Origin of the sequence: Nocardia gipuzkoensis (assembly GCF_021183645.1) — a bacterium.
Taxonomy (GTDB): Bacteria; Actinomycetota; Actinomycetes; order Mycobacteriales; family Mycobacteriaceae; genus Nocardia; species Nocardia abscessus.
In genome coordinates, this window is the sequence record NZ_CP089225.1 from 3,229,480 (window position 1) to 3,252,819 (window position 23,340).

Genomic DNA, 23,340 nt, shown 5'->3' on the forward strand with positions numbered 1-23,340 from the left:
GTCCGATGTCGATTGAGACGCTACTGGCTCATGCTCGCGGGCTGTGGGAAGGGCTTGCGAGAGTTCCGGTTTCTTTCTCGCCGGGCTGTATCGACGTGGTGGTGTCACCCGAGTCGCAGATGTGCCCTCCGGGATGGGCCGGTGTCGTGATCTTGCAAGGTTCGGCGATCGTAACGGCGCCCAGCCCTGTTGCGGCAGAGATCATTCAGACTGCCACCGCGCGGTTCTCGGTTGTGGAGGTGGCCGTTGCGGAACGACTCGGAGAGGTCCTGCCCGTTGCCGACGTTCTCGGTCCTGCGGTGTTGGCCTATACCGACGAAGAACTCTTTCATCCCGCATCGGTAGATGCATCGATGATCGAGTGCGCACCTCCTGAGGATTCGACGCTGAATGAGCTGACGGTTTCGGCCGGTGCGGCTGATACGGCCGAGAGTGGACTGAACGAGATCACCTCGGCCGCATTCACAGTGCGCTCAGGCGAGCGGATCGTATCCGCAGCCGGATACCGGGCCTGGCCGAAACACACAGCGCATATATCCGTCCTGACAGCGCCCGATTACCGGGGCAACGGCTTGGCTCGGCTGACTGCCGGCGCTGCCGTAAGCCATGCTTTGGCAGATGGTCTGACCCCACAGTGGCGAGCCCGAACGCCACAGTCTCTGCGGGTCGCATCTGCCCTTGGCTTCCACGAACTCGGCATACAGATGAGTGTCCGCCTAGAGACCGGCGACGAGGTTGAATCGATCACGCGTGGATAAGCGCGGCGAGTGCCTGCACGCTCGGGTTCTCCAGGATGTGCTTGATCCGTAGCCGAACGCCGCAGCTCTCGTGCACCTCCTGGATCAACTTGCCGGCAAGGACAGAATTCCCACCTAGGTCGAAGAAGTTCTGGTCGACTCCGACCCTGTGTACGCCGAGCACCGTGGCGAACAATTCGGCCACGCGCTGCTCCTCGGGGGATGCCGGTGCTCGACCTTCCGGCGCGACATCGCGGTCCGGCTTGGGTAGTGCTGTACGATCCAACTTCTCGTTCGAGGTCAGCGGAAGCTTGTCCAGCACAACGAATGCCGTGGGAACCATGTAGTCAGGCAATGCCGCCTCGGCCCGGGCGCGGAGCGAGGTCACGTCAGGTGTCCGGCCTGTCGCCGACACTACGTAGGCCACCAGTCGCTGATCGCCCGGCGTATCTTCGCGTACCAGGCAGACCGCCTGGCTGAGTTGCCCGTCGCGGAGTAGGACCGATTCGATCTCCCCCAATTCGACTCGAAAGCCTCGGATCTTCACTTGATGGTCGAGTCGTCCGAAGAACTCGATCTCGCCGTCTTCTCGCCAGCGAGCCGCGTCGCCCGAGCGGTACATCCGGTCGCCGGGTTCACCGTACGGATCCTCGAGGAAGCGGTCCGCGGTCAGCTCGGGTCGGCCCAGGTAACCCTCTGCCAGTTGCACCCCGGCGAGGTAAAGCTCACCGATCACGCCTGGTGGCAGCAGCCGTTGCTGTTCGTCGAGTACGTACAGCTTCGTGTTCCATACCGGTCGGCCGATGAGCACCGGGCCGGGCTCCGGGTCGCGGGGGCACAGCATCGACGTGACATCGACCGCCGCCTCGGTCGGTCCGTAGACGTTATAGAGGTTCGCGGGTAGCACGGCGGCGAACCACGCTTGCAATTCCGCGGGCAGCGCCTCGCCACCGCACACCACGGTGCGCAGGCTGGTGCATCCGATCGCGGCCGGCTCTTGGAGGAACATCTTGAGCCCGGACGGCACGAAATGGGCAACGGTGATGCCTTCGGCCACGATCGTCTCCGCCAGATACAGCGGATCACGGTGACCATCGGGGTCCGCCACCACGAGGGCCGCGCCCGCCAGCAGCGGCCAGAACACCTCGCGCACAGTGACATCGAACCCGGCAGGTGTTTTCTGTAGCAGCAGGTCGTCGGGCCCCAGCGGAATCTGGTGTTGCATATGGTGCAGCCTGTTGGTGATGGCTTTGTGTGCGACCACGACACCCTTGGGGCGTCCCGTGGAGCCGGATGTGTACAGCACATACGCGGGAGCATCCGGGTTCAGCGGAACCCTTCGGTCGGTATCGACCAGGTTGGCCGGGTCGGCTTCGGCGAGACGGTCCACGGTCGCAGGGTTGTCCAGCACGACCAGTTCCACGTCGATGAGCACCGAATCCACCAGGTCATCGATGGTGACCACGTGAGACACCCCTGCGTCGGAAAGCACCTGGGTGATGCGCTCGACCGGGTAGCCGGTGTCGACCGGCAGATAGGCGGCGCCGGTCTTGACGATGGCCAACGCGGTGACCACATAGTCGATCGAGCGTGGAAGCAGCATCGCCACGATGTCGTTCGAGCCTGCGCCGGCGCTCGAGAGCAACCGGGCTATCCGGTTTGCCCGCGCGTTCAACTCGTCATAGGTCAGGCGTATGTCGTGATGTTTGACGGCGAGCCGGTCCGGGTGAGCGGCCACGTTGGCCTCCACCAGCTCGGGCAGTGTCAGTACCGGGACCTCGTGGGCGGTGTCATTCCAGATCCGCATGATCCGGTGGTACTCGTCCGGGGTGAGCAGTTCCACCGCCGCCACGTCCGCGTTGGGCCCGACGGCCAGCAAGCGGTGCGCGAAGTGAGCGATGCGCGTGGCGTGTCCGGTGAGTTGTTCGCGCGTGTGCTGCTCAGCGTTGCCCACGACATCGACCACCAGTCGCCCCTCGCATTCGTCGAAGACGAACGTCAGGTTTTCGACGAGGACGGGAGGTTCGCGGAAGGCGACACAGGTGTGCACGGCCGCCGCAGCCGACTCATTCTCGCCGGCGTGCGCGCGGGAGGCGCGAACCCGCTCGACGAGGTCACCGAAGTTCGAGGCCGACCCGGCGTGCACCTGTATCAGCGCGTCCTGCGTTGCCAGCGTGATGCTGTCGGTCCGGAGCATCCGATGCTGATAGGCGACCAGCACAGCCAGCGCGATATCCGTCCAGTCGGCTTCGCCGAAGGTTGCGGGTTCCATGCGGATCTCGGCCATGGTCATGCTCCACACCCCACGAGGAAGCGGTGCACGGCCTCGACGACGCGCGCGTCGGCCAGCATGGCCTCGGTGCCGACCGGGAAGGTCTGTACGGACGCCGCGTGCACCACGCCGGGATCGGACCCGGCCGAGGTCAGTGCCGTGCTCGTGCTCCACCCCTGTTCGGGATCGAGTTGCCGGGCCGCGACAAGGTAGGACACGTACGACCGGAACACGCTCACTACATCCTCGACGGTGTCTTCGTCGAAGCCCAAGCGTTCGGATACAGTTCCCACGGCGGCTTCGTACAGCTTGACCACCTGGGTGGCCGCCTCCGCGGCGTCGCCCGCTGCCTCGCACACCGCCAGCGCCTCCGCACAGTGATCGGCACGCTCCTGCGCGGACAGCGTCGACATGGTGTCGATAGCCTTCTTGAAGTCACGATGAAAGCTCAGATTGACCACGTGCTCCGGGTCGATGAGCAGTGACGCCGGTCGGCTGCCCTGGTCTCGGGCGATGGCCTCGGCCAACGCGGGAACGAACACTGCCCCCACGCAGTAACCGGTGACAGCGATCACGTGGCCTTGCGCGCCGTCCGGCCGGTTGCGCCACCACCGCAGGTACTCCTCGACCGGCAGCAGTCCGGTCTCCGCGGCTTCGGGCTGGCTGGTCAGCCAGACCTCGCGACCGGGCCGCAGAAGTTCGGTCAGTTGGTGGTAGCCGGCCTCGGGCCTGGCCGACGAACTGAAGTCGATAGCGAGTATTACGCGTTCTGGGTCGCCCGCACTGATCCGCCGCCAAGAACCTGTGTTCACGACGATCGCCCCCTGTTGGCCACGATGACCTACTCCTTACGCGTGAATGTTCTCATCGACAGAAACAGCTGCGGCCTGCGGCCGGGTTTCGATCCGGTGGGAAATACGGACATCGACGGCGTGAAGTCGGAATTTTATTGAATACCCCCGGTTCCAACTCCGTCGACGAAAGTGGAACATAGCGTATGAAGCGTGTCAAGAGACTGTCACGCCGGGTTGCCTGCAACGACGATGTGATACCTGCCCGCCAGATAGAAAAATGGCAGTCGAATGGCAGTGGTGGCGTGGTGGAGTGAACATGTTGGCAGGGGTGCAGTGCGAAAGGGCGCGCGCACCAGTCGCTGTGCCCGCGCCCTGTCCGATCAACGGATCGGTTATTCGATACCTGTCCGGAACTGGTGAAGCGCCTTCCAATCTATTCCGTGCGGAGCATTGTCCAACACCGTTGCCAGCAATCCGATTCGGGCGTTCCTGAGATCGTCCCGATCGGCCATGACGAGCACGTCGTCGAAGAAATTCTGCAGGGCAGTGACCAGCCCGGATGTGTGTTGCACCCATTCCGTGAGCGGCAACTCCCGCAGTGGGATCAGCTTGGTGACGACCGCGTCGAGTTCGACCTCGGCAGGAGTTGTCAGTAGTGATACATCGTAAGAACGTGGGGGGTCGGCGGGCAGGATTCGGACGATACGTTGCAGCCCCTCGACCAATTCGGTGAATCGGCGGCCGTGCTGGGCAGCGGACTCCTCGATATCCGCTAGCAGACGATCCGCGCGCAGCGGCGATTTTGTCGCGGGCGCCACGGCGGAAATCAAGGCAACGGGCACGTTTTCATCGCGCAAGCGTTGTACGAGGCGGCTTGTCAGCAGATCCTCCGCGGCCGTACGAATCCTTGCGTCGACGTTGTGACCCTGGTGGCGGAGCTGTCGCGCGGCGGCCTCGACGCCTGCCGAGAAGGTGACGTGCTCGAGTTCCGGCGCGGCGCGCAGGATCCGCACGATCCCCAGTGCCGCCCTCCGCAGCCCGTACGGATCGGACGTTCCGGTGAGCTTGGCACCGACCGCCAGCATGGCGACCAGCATATCGAAGCGATCGGCGAGCGCGAGTATCTTGCCGATCGTGCTGTGCGGCAGAACGTCCGCCTGGTGGCGAGGCAGCTCCATCTCGAGCAGGGCCTCGGCCACCTGCTCGGGTTCACCAGCTTGGCGTGCGTATTCGCGCGCCATGGTGCCTGCCAGCGACGTGAACTCCACGACCAGCTGTGACGCGAGGTCGAACTTGGCCAGTGCGCTCGATCGGCGCAGGCTGACCATGTCGTCGTCCGAGAGGTCGGCCTGGGCCGCCAGGTCGGCGGCCAGTCCGGCTATCCGGTCCGCGCGGTCCGATACCGAGCCGAGCCGCTCGTGGAAGGTCAGCGCGGCCAGTCGGCGCCGGAATTCGCTCGGCGGGATCTCGAGATCGGCTCGCCAGAAGAATGAGGCATCCTCGAACCGTGCACGCAGGACTTTCTCGTTACCGTGGCTGACGATTTCACGATCGCAGGCACCATCGGCCAGGGTGACGAAGAAGGGCATCAGTTCGCCGGCGGCGGTGCGGACGGGCAGGTAGCGCTGATGCTTACGCATCACGGTCGTGAGGACCAGATCGGGCAGTTCCAGATATTTCGGGTCGAAACGGCCGAGTATGCCGATCGGGGATTCGACGAGATCTGTTATCTCGTCCAGTAATTCCGTCTCGTCGTCGGTGTCGATAAATCCACCTGCCTGCATCGCCAGGTTCTCGGCCTCGGCAACAACGGCGATGCGGCGCTCACTGCGATCGATGATCACACCCGCAGTGCGCAACAGCCTCGCATATTCGTCCGCGTGTGGAACGGCAATGATGGTCGGCTGGGCGCGCCGTTGGCTGTCCCGGGTGGTGCGCCCGGCCAAAAGTGTGCCGGCGGTGACCGGAAGGACAACATCCCCGAGCAAGGCGAGCATTCCTCGGACCGGTCGACTGTAGGTCAAGACCGGGTCGTTCCACCGCATATTCTTGTCGGAGCGCAGTCCGGCGACGACCTTCGACAGCACCTCGGTCAACACGACTGTCGCAGGGCGTCCTGGCCGCGGTACCCGCAGCGCAACGTGTGCGGTTCCGTTGAATTCGACTTCGGTGAGATGTTCGACCTCCGCGGACTGTGCGCGCAGGAACCCGAGCAGCGCAGGCGTCGGTTCGCCGTCCGCCGTGAAGGCGGAAGCGACCTTGGGCCCGCGTTTCACCTCGACCCGGTCGGCTTCGTGCTCGGCGACGTCATCGATCTCGAGCACGATCCGACGGGGTGTGGCAGCTACCCGCACCCGGCCGTGCGTCAACGCGGTGGTCGCCAGGAGTTCGGTCAGCGTGTGCTCTACGGCTGCGGGGGCCGTCTCGACACAGTGCGGTGGCAGTTCCTCGACGGCGATCTCGAATACAAGCCGACCTTCGGCCGTTTCGACCGTCGTATTCGGTGCGATGGCTTCCGGAAGCGGGACGTGAACGCCACGTGGATAACCCGCACTCTCTCTGAGCTCGACCCAGAGCTCGGCAATCGCGCGCGACTGGGTCCGCATCGTTCCGAACCATTTCGCCCGCTCTGTCGTCGAGATCGCCCCTCGTGCGTCGAGGATATTGAAGGCGTGCGATGATTTCAGTACGAAGATGTGGGCGGGCACAGCGAGGCGACGCTCGACGAGCCGATGAGCTTCGCCGGAATATATTTCCAGGGCGGCTCGTGTTGATTCGACGTCTGCCTCGTCCAGATAGTATCGCGAAAGCTCGTATTCGGATTGGCCGAAAATCTCGCCGTAGGTCACGCCGTGCGCATAGGTGATGTCCTTGAAATGATCGACGCCCTGGATCGCCATGATGATACGTTCCAGGCCGTAGGTGATTTCCACCGGGATCGGGTCGAGATTCAAGCCGCCCACCTGCTGAAAGTAGGTGAACTGAGTGATCTCCAGACCGTCCAGCCACACCTCCCAGCCAAGGCCCCAGGCGCCGATTGCCGGCTGAGCCCAATTGTCCTCGACGAACCGTATGTCGTGGGCGTCGATATCGATCCCGAGAGCGATCAGCGAGCCGAGATACAGTTCCTGTGGGTTACCGGGCTCCGGCTTCAGCAGCACTTGGAATTGTGTGTGAGTTTGGAGACGGTTCGGATTCTCGCCGTACCGGCTGTCGTCGGGTCGAACCGACGGTTCGACGTAGGCCGCTTTCCATGGCTCCGGTCCGAGTGCGCTCAGAATCGTTGCGGGATTCATCGTGCCCGCTCCCACCTCTGTATTAAACGGTTGCGAAATGACGCAACCGATCTCGGCCCAGTAATTTTGCAGGCGGAGTATTGCTTCCTGCATCGTGAGAGAATCACCGGGTCCGTTACGAGTCGCTGCTGCGGGCATGCCGCCGATACTAACCCGTGCGCGGTGCCTGTCGGAGCCTGGCTGTGCTGGGGGAATCGCGCGGGAGCCGGCTGTCGGTTCTGCTGTTCGAGATGGCAGTCCTTGGCTCGGGTGGCAGTCGTCGTTTCGTTGCCGGGCCGCGATCCAGCGGCGGTCGACCGGTGCTGCTGCTGTCGGCGCCGGTTCCGCGGGGTCTTCGCTGCCCGCCATCGCGCTGGAACTCGCGCTCGCGGCGTCGTGCGGTGACCGTCGCTTAATCAAGAGTCGTCACCGTATACCGGGGGGCTGCCATTTCTGGCACGGCAACTGCCATTTCTGACGAGACGGCACAAGCACTTGACCCTCACGAAGGCGGTCGGTTTAAGCTGGCCTCGGCTTCGGCGTCGCGGCAACGATGATCGCTTTGAGGCATCGCATTACTCGAATACGGGGTGGGAATCTTGAGTGATCAGCAGGACCAGGTGTATGACGTCGTCATAAACGACGAAGAACAGTATTCGATCTGGCTCGCGCACCGCGATCTGCCGCCCGGTTGGCGGCGGGTAGGCAGACGGGGCACCAAGGAAGAATGCCTCGATTTCATCGAGGTCACCTGGACAGATATGCGGCCATTGTCATTGCGCCTCCGAATGGCCGGATCACACACCGAGCCAGGGTCCCAGGCGACGGACATCGTGTCGTGACCGTGCAGTCGGCCGGATATCACTGCACCCCTTTACAAGAATGGCTCGCCGGTCGTATTTCTGAGCCGAAATCCTGGATCAATACGGGCCGGGTGCAATTTCCCGACGGGAAATCCTTGTCGGAGGCGGTCAGCGCCTTGAGCGCGACAGTGGGCCTGAGCCGAGTCGGCCTGGTACACGATCCGGCCCACGGCGTCATCCTCCGGGTAGGCGACGCCCCCGGTGGCACGTCATCCGAGGAGGACTACGGGTACGGCTTTGCGGTGTCCGCCGATACGGAGGACGAGGCTGTCGTAGAGATCCGGGTCCCGGCACTGCTGGCCGACCCGCCATCGATCCGGCTGCTGCAGAGGGCACTTGTGGACTGTCTTCGTGGCGTGCCGGTGAGCGACGGGCGGCTCTCCGACTGGTTTCGGTACGCCGCGTGGCAGCGCTCGTTGTCCTCCCATGGATCCGCCTCTCCCGCGCCGGAAGAGGTCGGGCACCTGACATTCGAGCGGCCCGAAGGCACCGGACGCGGCGACTGGGCGAGTTCTCGGCTCACGGGCCCGGCCGCGACAGCATTTCACGCTTTCTGCACCGAGCGTGAGATAACCGCAGATGCCGCGCTTTTGAGTATCTGGCGGCTTGCGCTGCGTGCCGTAGGAGCGACCGGCGGACTTCCGATCTGGGTGGCGATGGACCGGCGGATCGGTGAGGTTCCGTCGGATGTCCTCGGACATCTATCGTCCTATCGCGTATGGCATTCGGGAGCCGAGTCGATCGTGGACGTGCTGGCCGACGCGGCCGGTTGGCTGGACTCAGCGCAACGTGACGATCAGGCATGGGGTATCGATAGTCCGCCGACGACGCTGCCGATGTTCTCCTACACCTCGGTGCCCGCTGAGCTGGTCCTCGAACTCGCACACGGCCGAGCCGTGCTCGGTTCGCCGGTGCCTGCCCCGTTCGCAACGGGCATGATGCTGACTACCTCGATTGATTCCGACAGCATCGAGCTTCGATTGTGGTACGACACAGGTCGTTTCGACGCTGCCGATGCCGCAGAGCTGGTCTCCGTGATCGGACGGCTGGCAACACAGCTGCCGGAAATAGCCGGCAACGGGCAGTGCTGGCGAGGCGATCGGGCAGCCGAGTCTCGGGTATGCGCAGGGGGGCGCCTCCATTACCGCTCGCTGTTCGAGCGAGTGCGCGACAGTGCCGCGAGTAATCCGGATGCGCCCGCCGTGAGCTGTGCGGACAGGTTGGTCACCTATCGCGAACTCATCGCTGCTGCACAAGGGATCGCCGGTGCGGTCAGGGCATCGGGCGACGGAATCGAGGATCGTGTCGGGGTGCTGGTGCCGCAAGGACCCGACTTGGTTTCGGCATTACTGGGAATCAATGCCGCGGGCGCTGCGTATGTACCGCTCGACTACGGCCTTCCCGCCGCCCGAATCGAGTCGATGCTGCGCGCCGCCGAGGTCCGGACCGTCGTCTGTGACGTCGCCGCTCGGCACCTGATCCCGCCGGACATCCGCACTATCGACCCGTCTGTGCTGTCGGCTCCGAGTCGTGTAGACCTCGGCACGTCCGATGATCCGGACGCGCTGGCCTATGTGCTGTTCACCTCGGGCAGTACGGGTGAACCGAAAGGCGTCCTCGTCACCCGCCACGGCCTGGACAGCTACCTGAGTTGGGCGGTGTCGCACTACTCGTTCGATCGAGGCGCGGCTGTCGTCACCCATACGCCGCCGATCTTCGATCTCGGGGTCACCTCTTTGCTGGCTCCCTTGATCGCGGGACAACATGTCCGCGTAGCACCGCCGAGCCAGGGCCTCGACGGGTTGCCCGCGACGCTTCGAGCCGTGGGCGACGTATCGCTGCTCAAACTCACCCCCACCCATTTAGCAGCGATCGACCTGTTGCTGGGCCCGGACAGCGGCGTGCGTGTTCACACGGTCGTCGTCGGTGGTGAAGACCTCGCGACGGACACCGTGGTCCGCTGGCTGCGGCACCACCCGGAGTCCGTGGTCTACAACGAGTACGGGCCGACGGAGACTGTCGTCGGGTGCTCGGTGCGTCGATTCGAAACCCGGGAGGCGGGGTGGCCGACCGTTGCGATCGGCCATCCGATCGACGGTGCCGGTACCTCGGTGCGTGGCTCGGACCTGCGGGACCTCGAGCCGGGCGTCGTGGGTGAGTTGTGTATCGGAGGCCGGGTTGTAGCGCGCGGGTACGCGAACGATCCGCGCCGTACCGCGGAACGCTTCGTACCTGACCCGTCGGGCCCGCCCGGATCCCGGATGTATCGTAGCGGCGATCTCGCTGTCGATACCGCCTCGCGCGGCCTGCGTTATCTGGGGCGCCGGGACCGCCAACGCAAGGTGCGGGGATACCGCGTGGAGCCCGGGGAGATCGAGCACCGGCTCAGAGACCTGCCTGGGATCACCGATGCTGTCGTGCGTGCCGCGGCGGCCGAGGGCGAGGACATCCTCGTCGCATACGTTCTCGGCCCTCGATCCGAGGGCGCCGTCGATGCCGCGGCGATCCGGGACGCGTTGACCGAGCACCTGCCGGACTACCTGCTACCCGACGTGGTGCTGGGTATGGACTCCCTGCCGGTCACCGCGAACGGCAAGCTGGACGAACAACGGCTACCCGACTATCGCGCCGTCGCGGATCCACCGTCGCGGACTGTCCAGACGGCGACGGAGGCGCTGGTTCTCACCGCATGGAGCGAGGTCCTGGGGAGGACGGTTTCGAACCCCGATGCGCGTTTCTTCGAGCTCGGCGGGACTTCGTTCGGTCTGGTGAAGATCAATTCCCGGTTGCGCGCGGAGTGCGGCATCGAGCTTGCCATCACCGAGATGTTCGAGCGTCCGACCGCCCGAGGGCTGGCCTCACTGATCGACGACAAGCTCAGCGGGCGCGCCGGGGCGCCGAGATACGAGCCGGCGACAGGCGCTGATCGGTTACGGGCGATGGAAGCGCTGCGCTGGTCGAGGGAGAGCAGGGCATGACCGATCAGGGGATGCGCATCGCGATAGTCGGTCTGGCACTCCGTCTCCCGGGAGCCAGCACCGCCGAACAGTTCTGGCGCAATCTCGCGGACGGGGTCGATTCCATCACCCGTTTCCCGGCAGCCGACGCGTCGGTGATTCCGCAGCTGGAGCGGCTCGGTGTGGGTGCGACCGCGGTGCACGCGGGCGGATTGCTCGACGAGCCGGAACGCTTCGACGCCGATTTCTTCGGGGTCTCACCGCAAGAGGCCAAACTGATCGATCCGCAACAGCGACAGCTCGTGGAGGTGGTGCACGAGGCGTTCGAGGCGGCCGCGATCGTTCCCGGGGCGGGTCGCACCGGAGTATTCGCCGGCGCGGGTTTGCCCACCTACCCGATGACTCATCTGTGGAACAGTCCCGACCTCGACGGCGCGGGGCACTATTGGCTGACTGTCGGGAACGACAAGGACCACATCGCCACCCGGGTCTCCTATCTGCTCGGGCTGCGCGGGCCATCGATCACCGTGCAGTCGGCGTGCTCGACCTCGCTGGCCTGCCTGCATCTTGCCTGCCAGAGCCTGTTGACCGGTGAGTGCGACATCGCGGTCGCCGGTAGTTCGGCGATCACCTTTCCACAGCGCCGGCCGTACCACGTGGTGGAGGGCGGCATCCTCTCGACGGACGGGACGTGCAGGCCGTTCGATGCCGCGGCCGCCGGCACGGTGCCCGCCAACGGAGTGGTCGCGGTCGTGCTCAAACGTTTGTCGGACGCGCGGCGGGACGGTGACCCGGTGCGCGCGATCGTTCGAGGCACGGCGATCGGCAACGACGCTGTCGATCGGATGAGCTACAGCGCGCCATCGGTTTCCGGGCAGGCCGCGGTCATCTCCGAGAGTTTGGCGGTGGCCGGTTGCCGACCGGAGGATGTGTCCTTCGTCGAGGCGCACGGAACCGGTACTCCGCTCGGTGACCCGATCGAGATCACGGCACTGGCCCGCGCCATGCCCGGTGGACCCGACCAGGGCCCGTCCTGCCTGATCGGCTCGGTGAAGGGGAACATCGGCCACGTCGACGTCGCGGCAGGGCTCGCCGGGTTGATCAAAACGGTCCTCGCCCTGGAACACGATGCAATACCTGCCACAGTGCACTTCCGGTCGCCGAATCCGGCATTGGAACTGTCGCGGACCAGGTTCCGGGTGGCGGACTCGGTGGTTGCCTGGCCCCGGGGTGCGGGCCCGCGAATCGCCGGGGTCAGCTCGATCGGCCTCGGCGGGACCAACGCACACGTCGTCGTGCAGGAAGCACCGGCGGATACGCTTCCCGCGCCCGATACCCTCGGCGATCCCGTGCCGTTATTGTTGTCTGCGGACAGCCGTTCCGCGCTCGAGACCTATGCGGGACGCCTCGCGGACGTCGTCGACCATGACCTTTCCGCGGCGGCTCGTGCCCTCGCATTCGGCCGAAAGCATCGGTCGCACCGCCGTGTGGTCATTGCGGACTCGCAGGAAGGGGCGCAGCGGGGACTGCGGAACGAGCGACGCTGCTCGGTATCCGCCGCCGCCCCACGGACGGCGTTCGTGTTCTCCGGCGCCGGACTGCTGCCCGGTCCGGAGGCGGTCGATCTCTTCGAGTGGCCCGCCTTCGGGTCCGCCTACCGGGCGGTAGAACACGCCTTCGCCGCGATCGATGTCGAAGTCCTGTCACCCGCCCTCGTGGCGAATATGCCGGAGGCCGAGCGGGTTCGGCCGTCGGTCACGCTTCCCGCTCTCTTCGCCGCACAAGTGGCGCTGGCGCGTTTGTGGGAATCGTTCGGCATCCGGCCCGCGGTCGTCTGTGGGCATAGCGCGGGCGAATACGCCGCAGGCCACGTCGCGGGAGTGTTTTCGCTGTCCGGCGCCGCGGCCATGATCAAGAAGCGGGCCGGACTGCTCGAGACGGCGGCGCCGGGACGAATCGCGCTGGTTCGCCTCGGCCATGCGGCGGCCGCGGAGTTGGCGGAGTCGACCGGCGTATTCGTCGCGGCCGTCAACTCGGCGGATACCTGTCTGCTCGCCGGTGACGACGAGCATTTCGCGGCCCTGCTCGCGCATGCCGAAGTCATCGGACTGGACCTGCGGGTCGTCGGCGTCGCGACCGCGGCGCACACCCCGCTGCTGCACGATTCGGGTGACGAACTCGCGGCGCTCGTCCGAACCGTCACCAGACGGCCACCCGAAATACCCTATATCTCGGGAATGACCGGGGCGGCCACCGACTCGGAGGTCACTGATCCCGGCTATTGGAGTGACCATCTGTGGCGGACCGTCCGGTTCGATATGGCGTGTCAGGCAATGGCCGGGCACGCGGATGCGTTCATCGAGATAGGGCCGCCCGGCACAGCGGAACCCGCTGTGCGAGCCAATATCCCGGATGCGATCGTGGTTGCGTCGTTGCCCCGGCAGCGTGAATCGGTGCGGTCGCGGACCCGTTTTCTCGAATCGCTGGGTGTGCTGTGGACGCACGGTGCGGATGTGTCATGGGATGCCGCGGTAAGCCGCGAGGGTCGGCGTGCTGCGCTGCCCAGCGCGCCGTTCGGCGGTGACAAACATGTGCCCCAGCCGGGAGTTGCGACCACCGCTGGCACCCACACCGATCGCGGATCCGGGTCCTGGGTGTTCAACCCGATCTGGCGGCGCGTCACGGCACCGGCAGCAGGGGTGCCTGCGCCCGGTCGATGGCTCGTCTACGACGACGGTTCGGTGCTTGCGGACGAGATCATCGATCGATTGCGGGGATTCGGTGCGGAGGCGGAACGGATCATGCTTCCCGCTGATAGCGGTCAGTCGGCCGACCACGCGGCAGGTGACCGATTGGTCGAGTTCGCGACCGAGCCGTGGTCGCGCGGACCCGCGATATCCGGCGTGATCTATTTCTGGGCCGCCCGGGCTCCGGTGTCCGGCCCGAGCGGTTCGGACGCGGATTCGGCAAGAGCAGTCGATGTGGGATTCACGGTGCCGCTGGCGATCGCCAAATCTGTGGTCGGACGAAAAGACGATTCCATCCGGCTGGTCGCCATAGCGCCCGGCCTGGTCGATGCCTTCGACGGTACGGGTGCGCGTCCCCACAGTGCGTTGCTCCTCGGCCCGTTCCTCACCGCATCCCGCGAGAACGATCGCCTTTCGGCGGTAGCCATCGACACCGATCCGGCTGCCGCAGACGAGGCGACCGTGAACAGCATTTGCGCGGTGGTGGGCGGCGGCGAACCGGACGAGGTCGTGGTGGTTCGCGGAGCACGCCGGTGGGTGCGGGAATGGGAACGAGTCGACGAGCCCGCCGTGGAGACCGAAGAGCCGGGCGTGACCGTCATCACCGGAGGACTCGGTGGTATCGGATTGGCCGTCACGCGCGCGCTCCTCGCGCGCGACGTCCGCAAGATCGCCCTCTTCAGCAGACGCGCGGAGCCTTTCGGCGAGGCTGCCGATGCGGTGCTTCGCGCGGCGAAAGAGATCGGCGCGGACCTCCTTGTCCTGCGGGCGGATGTCGCCGACGCAGCGCAGTTGTCGAATGCGATCGCTACGGTCGCCGCGCGGCTCGGCCCCATCGAGACCGTGGTGCACGCGGCCGGAGTGCCAGGTGGCGGACTGATCGCGTCCCGATCGCTCGACGAATGCCTCGATGTTCTGCGGCCGAAGGTCGCCGGCACTCGCAATCTGGCCCAGGCCCTGGCGGGACAACCGGTGCGCAGGGTGCTGCTCTGTTCGGCGCTGGATGCGATCCTGGGAACCTTCGGGCAGGTCGATCATGTAGCCGCGAATTGCTTCCTGGATGCGGTCGCGGCAACCGACTGGTTCGGTTCGGCCGTGGTGACCTGTGTCGACTGGGGTGCGTGGCGTGACGTAGGGCAAGCTGCCGATCTCGCTTCGGCGGGAGGACTGGCGCGGTGGCGCACGGAAATGCTGGAGCAGGGGATCACGCCCGAGCGTGGTGCGGAGCTGGCAACCCGGCTACTCGGCTGGCCGGGCGCCGTCGCGGTGTCTGCGCGTGATATCGGCGAACTGCGGTCACTCGCTCGCGAGTCGGATGTGGTGAGTCTGTTCAGCGACCCGGCGCCGGCTCCCCGTATGTTCGCGCCGCGCCCCCTGTCCGAGGAGACCTACCGGGCTCCGTCGAACGATATGGAGAGGATGGTCGCCACGCTGTGGTCGGCGGTCATCGGTGTGGCGCCGATCGGGATCCATGACGACTACTTCGCGCTGGGTGGGCATTCGCTCGCGGCTATAGCGCTGGTGTCACGACTGCGGCTGCGGTTCCGATTCCGGATCGGCCTTACCGACGTACTCGATAAACCCACGGTGGCGGAGCAGGCGCGGTGGCTTACGGAGCAATTCGATCAGTACCTCGCCGGCTTGACCGACGACGAGGTCGAGCGGCTGCTCGCCGAGGAGCCGCCGGCCGAGATGGGGGTACAGAATGCCGGTCAGTGATCAGAGCGCGGATGAACTCCGCGCGATCGCCGCACGACGGCGGGCCGAGCGGGCAGCGGGTAGTGCCGTCGTTCGGCTCGTCGACATCGGTCGCCCCGCGCGTGCGTCGGCCTGGGAGCCGGCGACGATCGAGGCGCGGGTCGGCGGTCTCGAGCTGTCGGCATGGGTGTCCGGGCACGCCGATCTGGTGCGCGAGCTCGTCGCCACGCATGGTGCCGTGCTGCTGACGGGGATGGTGGTCGATGCCGATTCCTTCGGTGCCGTGGTGTCGTTGGTCGCGGACGCGCCGCTCGGGGATTACGTCAACCGATCCACACCACGGACCAGGGTGAGCGGCCGGATCTTCACCTCCACCGAATACAGTGCCGATCTCGCCATACCCATGCATTCCGAGCAGTCGTACACCACGAGCTGGCCGTTGGTGCTCGGTTTCTGGTGCGACCGTCCGGCGACGCAGGGAGGCATGACACCGCTGGCACCGACCGATCGTGTCCTCGAACTGTTGCCGCACTCGCTGGTGGATCGGTTCGAGGCAGACGGAGTCTGTTACGAGCGGTGGTATCACCCGCACCTGGACCTCCCGTGGCAGGAGGTGTTCCAGACCGGTGATCCCGAGGAGGTCGAAGCGCTGTGCGTGGCGGCCGGCATCGAAACGCATTGGGAGGGTGAGCTGTTGCGTACCAGGCAAACGGCCCAGGCATCCGTCAACCATCGTGGCCGGCCGCGGTGGTTCAACCAGGCGTCGCTGTTCCATCCGTCGGCACTGCCCGCACACGGAGAAGCCGCGCTGCGGCAGTCCGTCGGCGACCGGCTGCCGCGTAACGCGTGGTACGGAGACCTCGCCCCGATATCCGCAGGCGACATCGCGGTCATCGGTGAGGCGTTCGATACGGCGTCCTGGCGTAGACCGTGGCGGACCGATGACGTGCTGCTGGTCGACAACGTGGCGGTAGCGCACGGCCGCACGCCATTTCGTGGTGCGCGGCGAGTCCTCGTGGCGATGGCCGGGAGCGGCACGGCCGACGAGAGGGGACAGATGTGACACTCGACGAGATGTGGCACGAGACGATCGGTCTCGGGCTCGCCCATTGGCCACTGCACTGCGCTGCTGCGCGGGGCTCGGGGCACCGTCGGGCCGAATTGGTGATAGCCCCGGATCTCGGAGCTATCGACATCGAGACCCGGGCTCGGATCATCGAGGCACTGCGCCGTTGTGATGCGCTCGGAATAGCGGTGGGCTCGCTGCCGGGAGTCCGGGTCGGCGTATTGCATTGCGGTGCTGGCCCGGTTGTCGACGAGGGGACGGATGCGGCGAGTGTCCGGGGTAGTAGGAGCCCGGCGCTGCTCACGGTCGAGCCTTCGCGACTGTGCCTGTCAGTGCCTGCGATGGCGATCGACACGGCATCGTTCGAACTGCTCTGGGCCCGCTTACGCGCCGCTCTCACCGATCCGGATCAAGCCGCCGCCGACAACGAGGTGGACTACCTGGATGTGCTCGAGTGGCAGAACGAGCAGTTCACCCGCGGGCCCGGCGGCATCGGTGGATCCTTCCGGCTACCCGATGCGGATTCCGGCGATCTCGCCGATGTCGGCGAATGCGTCTCCAGTCGCTGCAGTGCCGATACCGTCGACGGCTTGCTGCGCGTGGCACGGCTGCTCGATGCTGATCCGCTCGACGTACTCGTCGCGGTGTTGCAGCGAATCCTGCCCGTCCCGAGAGGCGAGGACGCCCCTTTGATCGCCCGCGTGTCGGCCGGGCGTACCACTGCCGCGGTACGCGGGGTGGTGGGCAGGCTCGACGTGCTCGCACCGTGCGATGCCAGCCCGACCACCTCCGCGGCACTCGGCCGAGCGGTGGCGACGGTGGCCGCCCGGCACGCCCAGGCGCAGCACCGCTTCGCTACCGACCTGGTGGACGCGGTCGAGAAGACGTGCGGGCGGCTCTGGTCACGATCCCGGCGTCAGCCGTTGATCGCCGTGATTCGTCGTCCGCACCTCGACCCGATCGTGCTGGACGACGGCAGCCGGTTGCGCGGCACCGTCGTCGGTGACGACGGTGACCTTGCCGACCTCGCGGTTCGGCTGATCGATGGGCGCACGCCGTCACTCGAGTTCGCGCTCGGACCCGGGCGAACGCCGATCCCACCGGAACTGTTGGAGGAACGACTGCGATCAGTGCTCGACACGGTCACTGATACGTCGGCAGAAGTGGAGCCAACCGTCCGGATCGGCCCGTGTGAACGGGCTTGGCTGGCGGAGCGGCTGACTCCCACGGTGACGGAAGGCCGTGCGGCCGGGTGTCACGAACGCATCCTGGCCCACGGGCGCCAGGATCCGCAGCGTCGGGCGCTGGTCGGCCAGCACGGCCCGATCACCTACGGGCAATTGCGCAATGCCGTGCTGCGGGTGGCGGCGGACCTGCGCCGAGCGGGCGTGGCGAGGGAAGACCTGGTCGCGGTGGTCACGGACGACCTCGCCGCGTTCGCCACCGGGTGTCTGGCCGTCCTCGCGGTCGGCGCGGCGTTCGTCCCGATCGATCCGGGTACCTCGCCATCCAGGCGCGCCGACCTCCTGGATCGAGCGGGCGTCCGCGTCAGTCTCACGCGAGGTGAGTCGCGCGACTATCCGGAAGCCATCGGGATCGCCCTGCCGGATGGTGCCGGCACCGCGCCCGCTGAGCAGGAACCAACGATGGCGCCAACGGTTCCGGAATCCCTGGCCTATGTCTTGTTCACCTCCGGCTCGACCGGGATGCCCAAGCCGGTCGCCGTGGAGCATCGCGCATTGTCGGCCTACGTCGATGCCATCGGTGAACGGTTGACCATCGCGCCCGAGATGACCTTGATGAGCCCGGCCGGCTTCACGGCGGACTTCGGCTTCACCGCGCTCTGGCCCGCCCTCGTTGCCGGTGCCACCGTCGTGCACTGCCCGCCCGCCGCACGGCTCGACGGCGAGGCGTTCGCCGACCAGATGGCTGTCCTGCCGATCGATCTCCTGAAAATCACGCCATCGCATCTCAGCGCGCTGCTGACCATCTCGGAACCCGCGCGGGTGCTGCCGAGGCAGACCCTCGTCTTCGGCGGCGAGCGCCTGGATTCGGCTCTGGTCGCGAACGTGCTCGCATTGCGGCCCGATCTCCGGGTCATCAACCACTACGGCCCGACCGAGACGACGGTCGGTGTCCTCACCGCCGACGTCACCCACCTCGATCTCGACGAAGAGGTACCCCTCGGAACTCCACTGCGGCATGTGTCGCTGGCCATCCATGGCCCTGCCGAGGAGCCGGTCGGTATGGAGCGGATAGGAGAGCTCATGGTCTCGGGTCCGGGGGTCGCCCGCGGCTATCTGGGTGATCCGCGCTCGACCGCGGATCGTTTTCGGCCGTGCTCGCACGTCACACCCGGTGCGCGCGCTTATCGCACGGGCGATGCGGTGCTCATCGCCGGCGATGGTGACGTGCGGTTTCGTGGTCGCCTCGACGACCAGGTGAAAGTCCGGGGCTGGCGAGTGGAGCCCGGGGAGATCGAGCATGCGCTGCGTGGGCATCCGGCGGTCACGGAGGTCTCGGTGATCGGCCGCGATGTGGCGGGCGGATGCGTGCTCACGGCCTTCGTGGTCGTTCGTGGCACGACGAACTCGGACGACTTGCTCGGGTTCCTCCGAGAGCGATTGCCGGAGCACGCGATACCGGCGGCGATATGCGTGATCGACCGTCTGCCGCTGCTGCCGACGGGCAAGGTCGACCGACTGCGGCTCCGTGAGCTGGCCGATGCCAGGGCTGCCGTGCGAACCGCGCCCCGAAGCGATGTGGAACGTGTTGTCGCGGCTATCTGGGCGGAGTTGATCGGGGTCGAGGAGATTGATGTGCTAGCCGATGTCTTCCGGATCGGCGCGCATTCGCTGATGGCGACTCGTGCCCTCGCGCGGGTTCGTGACCTGTTGCAGACACCCGCGACAATCATCGACATTTTTCGCTACCCCAGCGTGGCCGGTTTCGCCGCTCATCTGACGCGTGGACCGGACGGCGCCGCGCTCGCTCGCCGGGCCGCGGTCGTGACCCGGGTATGGGAGATGACCGACGACGAGGTCGGGCGCGCGCTCGCAGACCGGACGGAGGGAGCGCGATGAGTACCGACGACCCGCGCGACGAGTTGGCGGAAGCCGTTATCGCGGTGTGGGCCGACCTGCTCGATCGCCCCGCGGTGGACATGTCGGACGACTTCTTTCGCGCCGGCGGGAATTCACTGCTCGCCGCGCGGCTGATCCAGCAACTGCAGGCGGCATTCGACATTCGGCTCAAACTGATCGACTTCTTCGACGAACCAACTCCGCTCGCACTCTGCGAGCTGGTGCGGTCTGCGCTGGAGCGTCAACTCGACGCGATGAGCGATGACGAACTGATGGCGCTGCTCGAGCAGGAGACGTGGTGAACGACGTCGAGATCGGGCGGCGTCGCGAAGCCCTGAAGAAGCGTCTGGCCCACGGTGTCGACCGCCTGCGTCCAGCAGATGCGGTGCAGGCCGCCGCCACAGCCGTACCCGAGGCCGTCGCGCGTCCGCTGCGGGGTGGGCTGCAACTGCCCTACTTCTCGGCGCCGGTCGATGTCAGCACCGATCGCTTCGGGGTTCCGCATGTGGTCGCGGCATCGCGGGCGGACCTCTACCGTGCCCAGGGCTTCCTCCAGGTCACCGACCGTGGCTGGCAGATCGAGCTCAATGCGCGGCGTGCGCTGGGCACACTCGCGGAACTGCTCGGCCCCGCCGCACTGTCCTCGGACCAGTTCGTCCATCGGATCGGCCTTCCCGACGCGGTCCGCCGTGCGGTCACCGCGATGCCCCCGGAGACATGGCAGGTTTTCGAGTGGTACGCCGAGGGGCAGCGCACGGCGGCCGAGTTGATCGGCGCGACCGCCGAGCACGCGCTACTGCATGCGGAGCCCACGGTGCCGGACACCGAGACGGCTCTGGTCCGGGCAACGGCACTGTTCATGTTGCTTTCCGTTCGCCTGCAACATGATTGGCTCTACGAGCTGCTGCGGCTGTCCATCACCGCCACCGACCACGCCCATGCGGACCGAACCCCCGACTCGCCGTCGGCGGAACAGCTGCTACAGGCCTATCGAAAACGGTTCGGCTCAGTGCGGACGACCGGAGGCGGCGGATCGAATGCCTGGGCTGTCGCTGGCCCGCGCAGCGCCACCGGAGGTGCCGTACTAGCCGGCGACCCGCACCTGGAACAGCAGCTTCCCGGAAACTGGTACGCGATGCACCTCGCCTGTCCGGGCGTGGATGTCATCGGCGCGTCGTTGCCCGGAGTTCCCGATATTCTGTTCGGTCACAATGGAAAAGTCGGCTGGGCGAATACTTTCGCACCCGTGGTGGCGACCGAATGCGTCATCGAACACTTCATCGGTCCCGGCGTAGTCCGGCGGCCCGAGGGCACGGAGCCGGTGCGGACGAGGTCCGTGCGGATCGCGATAGCGGGCGAGGAGGACCACACCGAGGAGTGTGCGTCGACCTCCAATGGTCCGTTGCTCGGGCTGGCGTTGACAGCTCCGGACGGTTCCGGCCACGACCTCGCGCTGCGGTTCGCGGCGTGGGACGAGCCCTACCCGCAGCCCGTGATCGCGGCCGTGAACACGGCGAAGACCGGCAACCAACTGGCATCGATCCTCAGCGGCTGGCGTGGCATGGCACAGAGCGTCGTATACGCCGATCATCAGGGTGGCATCGGTGTGGTGCAGACCGGGGTGCGGCTCGCGTCGAACGCGCGGGAGCCGCGTTGCGGCTGGCGACCCGGCACTCGCGCCGCGGTCGTGTCGAGGCACGACGTTCTGCGCGGCAACGACATCGTCGTATCGGCGAACAACCTGCCGGATGGCTCGACGGAGCAGGGACATTGGGAAGTCGCGCTGCGGGCGAACCGCATCAGGGATCTGCTCGACGACGGAGTGGCCCTACCGTTCAACCAGTCGGTGCGCACGCAACTCGACGTGCTCTCGCCGCTGGCGCTGCGGGTTCTTCCCGCGCTGTGCGCCGGCGTGGCCGCCCATGTCGACGGTCTGGATGCCGAACTGTTGACGGACTTGAGCCGATGGCACGGATTCGCCTACCGCGATCTGGTGGAACCGACCGTTTTCGCCGCGTGGTACCGCAGGCTGGCATCCGCCGCGGCGGGCGACGAGCTGGGGGAGTTGTTCTTCGGCAGCAAGGCGTGGCTGACCGAATGGGGTCTCGAGACGGTGGATCGGTGGGTCGATGCCCGGGGACGCATGCCTGACGGCGCCTGCGAACTGGCTGGGCACTACCGAGCCGCGCTCGCCGATCTGCGAGCTCGACTGGGTTCGGACCCCGCTCGATGGACATGGGGGCGGGTGCACCGGGTTCGATTCGGGCACGCCTTGACGGGCCTCCCCGGCTGGCCGGCCGATGACGTGGTGCTGGAGTTGCCGGGCCTCGACGATTCGGTGTTCCGAGGTGACACGGGCGTCGATCCGGTCGGCGGACCCACCTTTCGGATGGTGTTGAACCTGGCGGAGCCCGATCGTTCGGTATGGGCGTGGCCGGTCGGCAACAGCGGCGTCGCCACGAGTCCCCATTGGGCCGATGCGAAAGACAGTTGGGCGCAGGGCAGGTATCACCCGATGCCGTTTTCCCGAGCCGCGGTGAACGCCGCCTCGACCAATGTCCTACGAATCGTGCCATCCAGAAAGGCGCCTGCCGACCGGTGACGGACACGGCGGCGAATCAGTTCCACGAAATGGCTTTGAAAAGGGGAGGTCTCGAAACTATGTCGGACTGGACGTTGCTCAATCTCAATGCTTACAGTCCGGGGCGGGTGCTCGATCCGCGTACCGGCACACCGATCACCTACGAACGCCTGGCGGAGGTCTTGCCTCCGTCGCTGGCCGAAATGGAACTACTGGACCGCCCGACCCTGTCGGTGCCCGCGGATCTGCGTGACGCGTTCAGCAGCTATCGCCCGACCCCGGTGCTGCGGGCGGACAGGTTCGCCGAGGCCATCGGCAACGGCTGCACGGTATTCGCCAAGGACGAGGGCACCACCCCGTCCGGCAACCACAAAATGAACAGCGCCCTGTGGATCGCATACCACTGCGCGCAGGACGGTATCAAGACGATCACCACGGAAACGACCGGCAACTGGGGTCTTGCGCTCGCGATGGCGGCTGCCCGGTTCGACCTGCGCGTCGTCTGCTTCATGGACGAGGCCAGCGCTGCGGCGCGGCCGGACCGGGAACGTTTGATGCGCGATGCGGGTGCGGAAGTGGTGGTGGTCGGGCCGGACGACGCGGAGGCGGATTTCGACCCGCTGGTCCTGTCGGCAGACCGGGCCGTGACCTACACCCGTGCTCGCGACGACGCCCGGTACATCTTCGGCAGCGTCTACAACTACTTCATCCTGCCGCAGACGCTGACGGGAACGGAACTGAGGCGACAGCTGGCCGATGAGGACATCGATGTGGTGGTCGGGAGCTGCGGCGGTGGCGCGAACTTACTCGGTGTCGCGGCGGCATTTCTCGCCCAGCGAATCGAGACAGGGCGCGGCCCGGACATTCTCAGTGCGGAATCGGATATGTGTCCGATCATCACGAAAGGCGTACCCGGCGAATACTCGATCGATGGCCAGGGTTTCTACCCTTCGCTTCGTACCTACGGCCTCGATCGCCTGCTCGGCGCGGAGTACATAGGCGGGCTGGGTTCGACCCTTGTCGCTGCACCGGTGGCGCACTTCCACGAGCAGGGCCTCATCCGGGGCGTCACGATCACTGCCGAGCAGGCGGCCGAGGCCGCGCAGCTGTTCGCCCGGACCGAGGGCCGGCGCGTCGCACTGGAGACCGGGTATCAATTGGCCGCCGTCATCGAAGAGGCGCGCCGCATTCCCGGCCGCCGACTGCTTGTCACCGTCAGCTCGGTCGGCGAACGCTCATATGCCTGATTGCCGCCGCCTGATTTCCG

Annotated in this window: 12 protein-coding genes; 9 read left to right on the top strand and 3 right to left on the bottom strand. The window is 66.3% G+C overall.

The genetic code is table 11. The annotated features are described in order from the left end of the window. The first annotated feature begins 5 nt into the window (after positions 1–5). Positions 6–758: a GNAT family N-acetyltransferase gene (locus LTT66_RS14605; RefSeq protein ID WP_233067675.1), complete on the top strand. Its 753-nt coding sequence runs from the start codon at positions 6–8 to the stop codon at positions 756–758. Here LTT66_RS14605 and LTT66_RS14610 read toward each other — a convergent pair. The 3 genes from LTT66_RS14610 to LTT66_RS14620 all read right to left on the bottom strand — a co-directional run bounded on the left by LTT66_RS14610 (position 745) and on the right by LTT66_RS14620 (position 7,192). After that, positions 745–3,030, bottom strand: coding sequence for an amino acid adenylation domain-containing protein (locus LTT66_RS14610; protein WP_233067677.1), 2,286 nt, complete (start codon positions 3,028–3,030; stop codon positions 745–747). The genes LTT66_RS14605 and LTT66_RS14610 overlap by 14 nt on opposite strands. After that, positions 3,027–3,821, bottom strand: coding sequence for a hypothetical protein (locus LTT66_RS14615; protein WP_233067680.1), 795 nt, complete (start codon positions 3,819–3,821; stop codon positions 3,027–3,029). The genes LTT66_RS14610 and LTT66_RS14615 overlap by 4 nt, the downstream gene beginning before the upstream one ends. Before the next feature lie 374 nt (positions 3,822–4,195). Further along, on the bottom strand, positions 4,196–7,192 hold the full coding sequence (locus LTT66_RS14620; protein WP_233067682.1) for a glycine--tRNA ligase: 2,997 nt from the start codon (positions 7,190–7,192) through the stop codon (positions 4,196–4,198). Positions 7,193–7,677: 485 nt separating this feature from the next. On the opposite strand from LTT66_RS14620, the gene LTT66_RS14625 reads away from it, so the two are divergent. The 8 genes from LTT66_RS14625 (at position 7,678) to LTT66_RS14660 (ending at position 23,320) form a co-directional block, all read left to right on the top strand. Next, a complete protein-coding gene (locus tag LTT66_RS14625) occupies positions 7,678–7,920 on the top strand; it encodes an MbtH family protein (protein WP_269822013.1) in 243 nt (80 codons plus the stop codon). Next, complete coding sequence (locus tag LTT66_RS14630) at positions 7,917–10,919, top strand: non-ribosomal peptide synthetase (RefSeq protein WP_233067686.1); 3,003 nt, start codon at positions 7,917–7,919, stop codon at positions 10,917–10,919. Before LTT66_RS14625 ends, LTT66_RS14630 begins: the two co-directional genes overlap by 4 nt. Beyond that, positions 10,916–15,364, top strand: coding sequence for a type I polyketide synthase (locus tag LTT66_RS14635; RefSeq protein ID WP_233067688.1), 4,449 nt, complete (start codon positions 10,916–10,918; stop codon positions 15,362–15,364). Before LTT66_RS14630 ends, LTT66_RS14635 begins: the two co-directional genes overlap by 4 nt. Next, positions 15,351–16,406 (top strand): TauD/TfdA family dioxygenase, encoded by a 1,056-nt coding sequence (locus LTT66_RS14640; RefSeq protein WP_233067690.1) that lies wholly within the window; start codon positions 15,351–15,353, stop codon positions 16,404–16,406. Before LTT66_RS14635 ends, LTT66_RS14640 begins: the two co-directional genes overlap by 14 nt. A gap of 344 nt (positions 16,407–16,750) precedes the next feature. Beyond that, positions 16,751–19,492, top strand: a complete 2,742-nt coding sequence (locus LTT66_RS14645) for a non-ribosomal peptide synthetase (RefSeq protein ID WP_233067692.1) — start codon at positions 16,751–16,753, stop codon at positions 19,490–19,492. Beyond that, a complete protein-coding gene (locus LTT66_RS14650) occupies positions 19,489–19,794 on the top strand; it encodes a phosphopantetheine-binding protein (RefSeq protein WP_233067695.1) in 306 nt (101 codons plus the stop codon). Before LTT66_RS14645 ends, LTT66_RS14650 begins: the two co-directional genes overlap by 4 nt. Beyond that, positions 19,791–22,094 carry a penicillin acylase family protein gene (locus tag LTT66_RS14655; protein ID WP_233067697.1) on the top strand — a complete coding sequence of 768 codons (2,304 nt, stop codon included), beginning with the start codon at positions 19,791–19,793 and terminating at the stop codon, positions 22,092–22,094. Before LTT66_RS14650 ends, LTT66_RS14655 begins: the two co-directional genes overlap by 4 nt. Positions 22,095–22,276: 182 nt before the next feature. Beyond that, entirely contained in the window at positions 22,277–23,320 is a 1,044-nt protein-coding gene (locus LTT66_RS14660; protein ID WP_233069256.1) for a pyridoxal-phosphate dependent enzyme, read from the top strand. Positions 23,321–23,340: the final 20 nt, after the last annotated feature.

What these genes read in the sequence shown, in the direction of transcription:
- LTT66_RS14635 (WP_233067688.1), top strand. Translation starts at nt 10,916, where the DNA reads ATGACCGATCAGGGGATGCGCATCGCGATAGTCGGTCTGGCACTCCGT.
- LTT66_RS14660 (WP_233069256.1), top strand. Translation starts at nt 22,277, where the DNA reads ATGGAACTACTGGACCGCCCGACCCTGTCGGTGCCCGCGGATCTGCGT.
- LTT66_RS14650 (WP_233067695.1), top strand. Translation starts at nt 19,489, where the DNA reads ATGAGTACCGACGACCCGCGCGACGAGTTGGCGGAAGCCGTTATCGCG.
- LTT66_RS14605 (WP_233067675.1), top strand. Translation starts at nt 6, where the DNA reads ATGTCGATTGAGACGCTACTGGCTCATGCTCGCGGGCTGTGGGAAGGG.
- LTT66_RS14640 (WP_233067690.1), top strand. Translation starts at nt 15,351, where the DNA reads ATGCCGGTCAGTGATCAGAGCGCGGATGAACTCCGCGCGATCGCCGCA.
- LTT66_RS14610 (WP_233067677.1), bottom strand. Translation starts at nt 3,030, where the DNA reads ATGACCATGGCCGAGATCCGCATGGAACCCGCAACCTTCGGCGAAGCC.
- LTT66_RS14645 (WP_233067692.1), top strand. Translation starts at nt 16,751, where the DNA reads ATGGCGATCGACACGGCATCGTTCGAACTGCTCTGGGCCCGCTTACGC.
- LTT66_RS14620 (WP_233067682.1), bottom strand. Translation starts at nt 7,192, where the DNA reads ATGCAGGAAGCAATACTCCGCCTGCAAAATTACTGGGCCGAGATCGGT.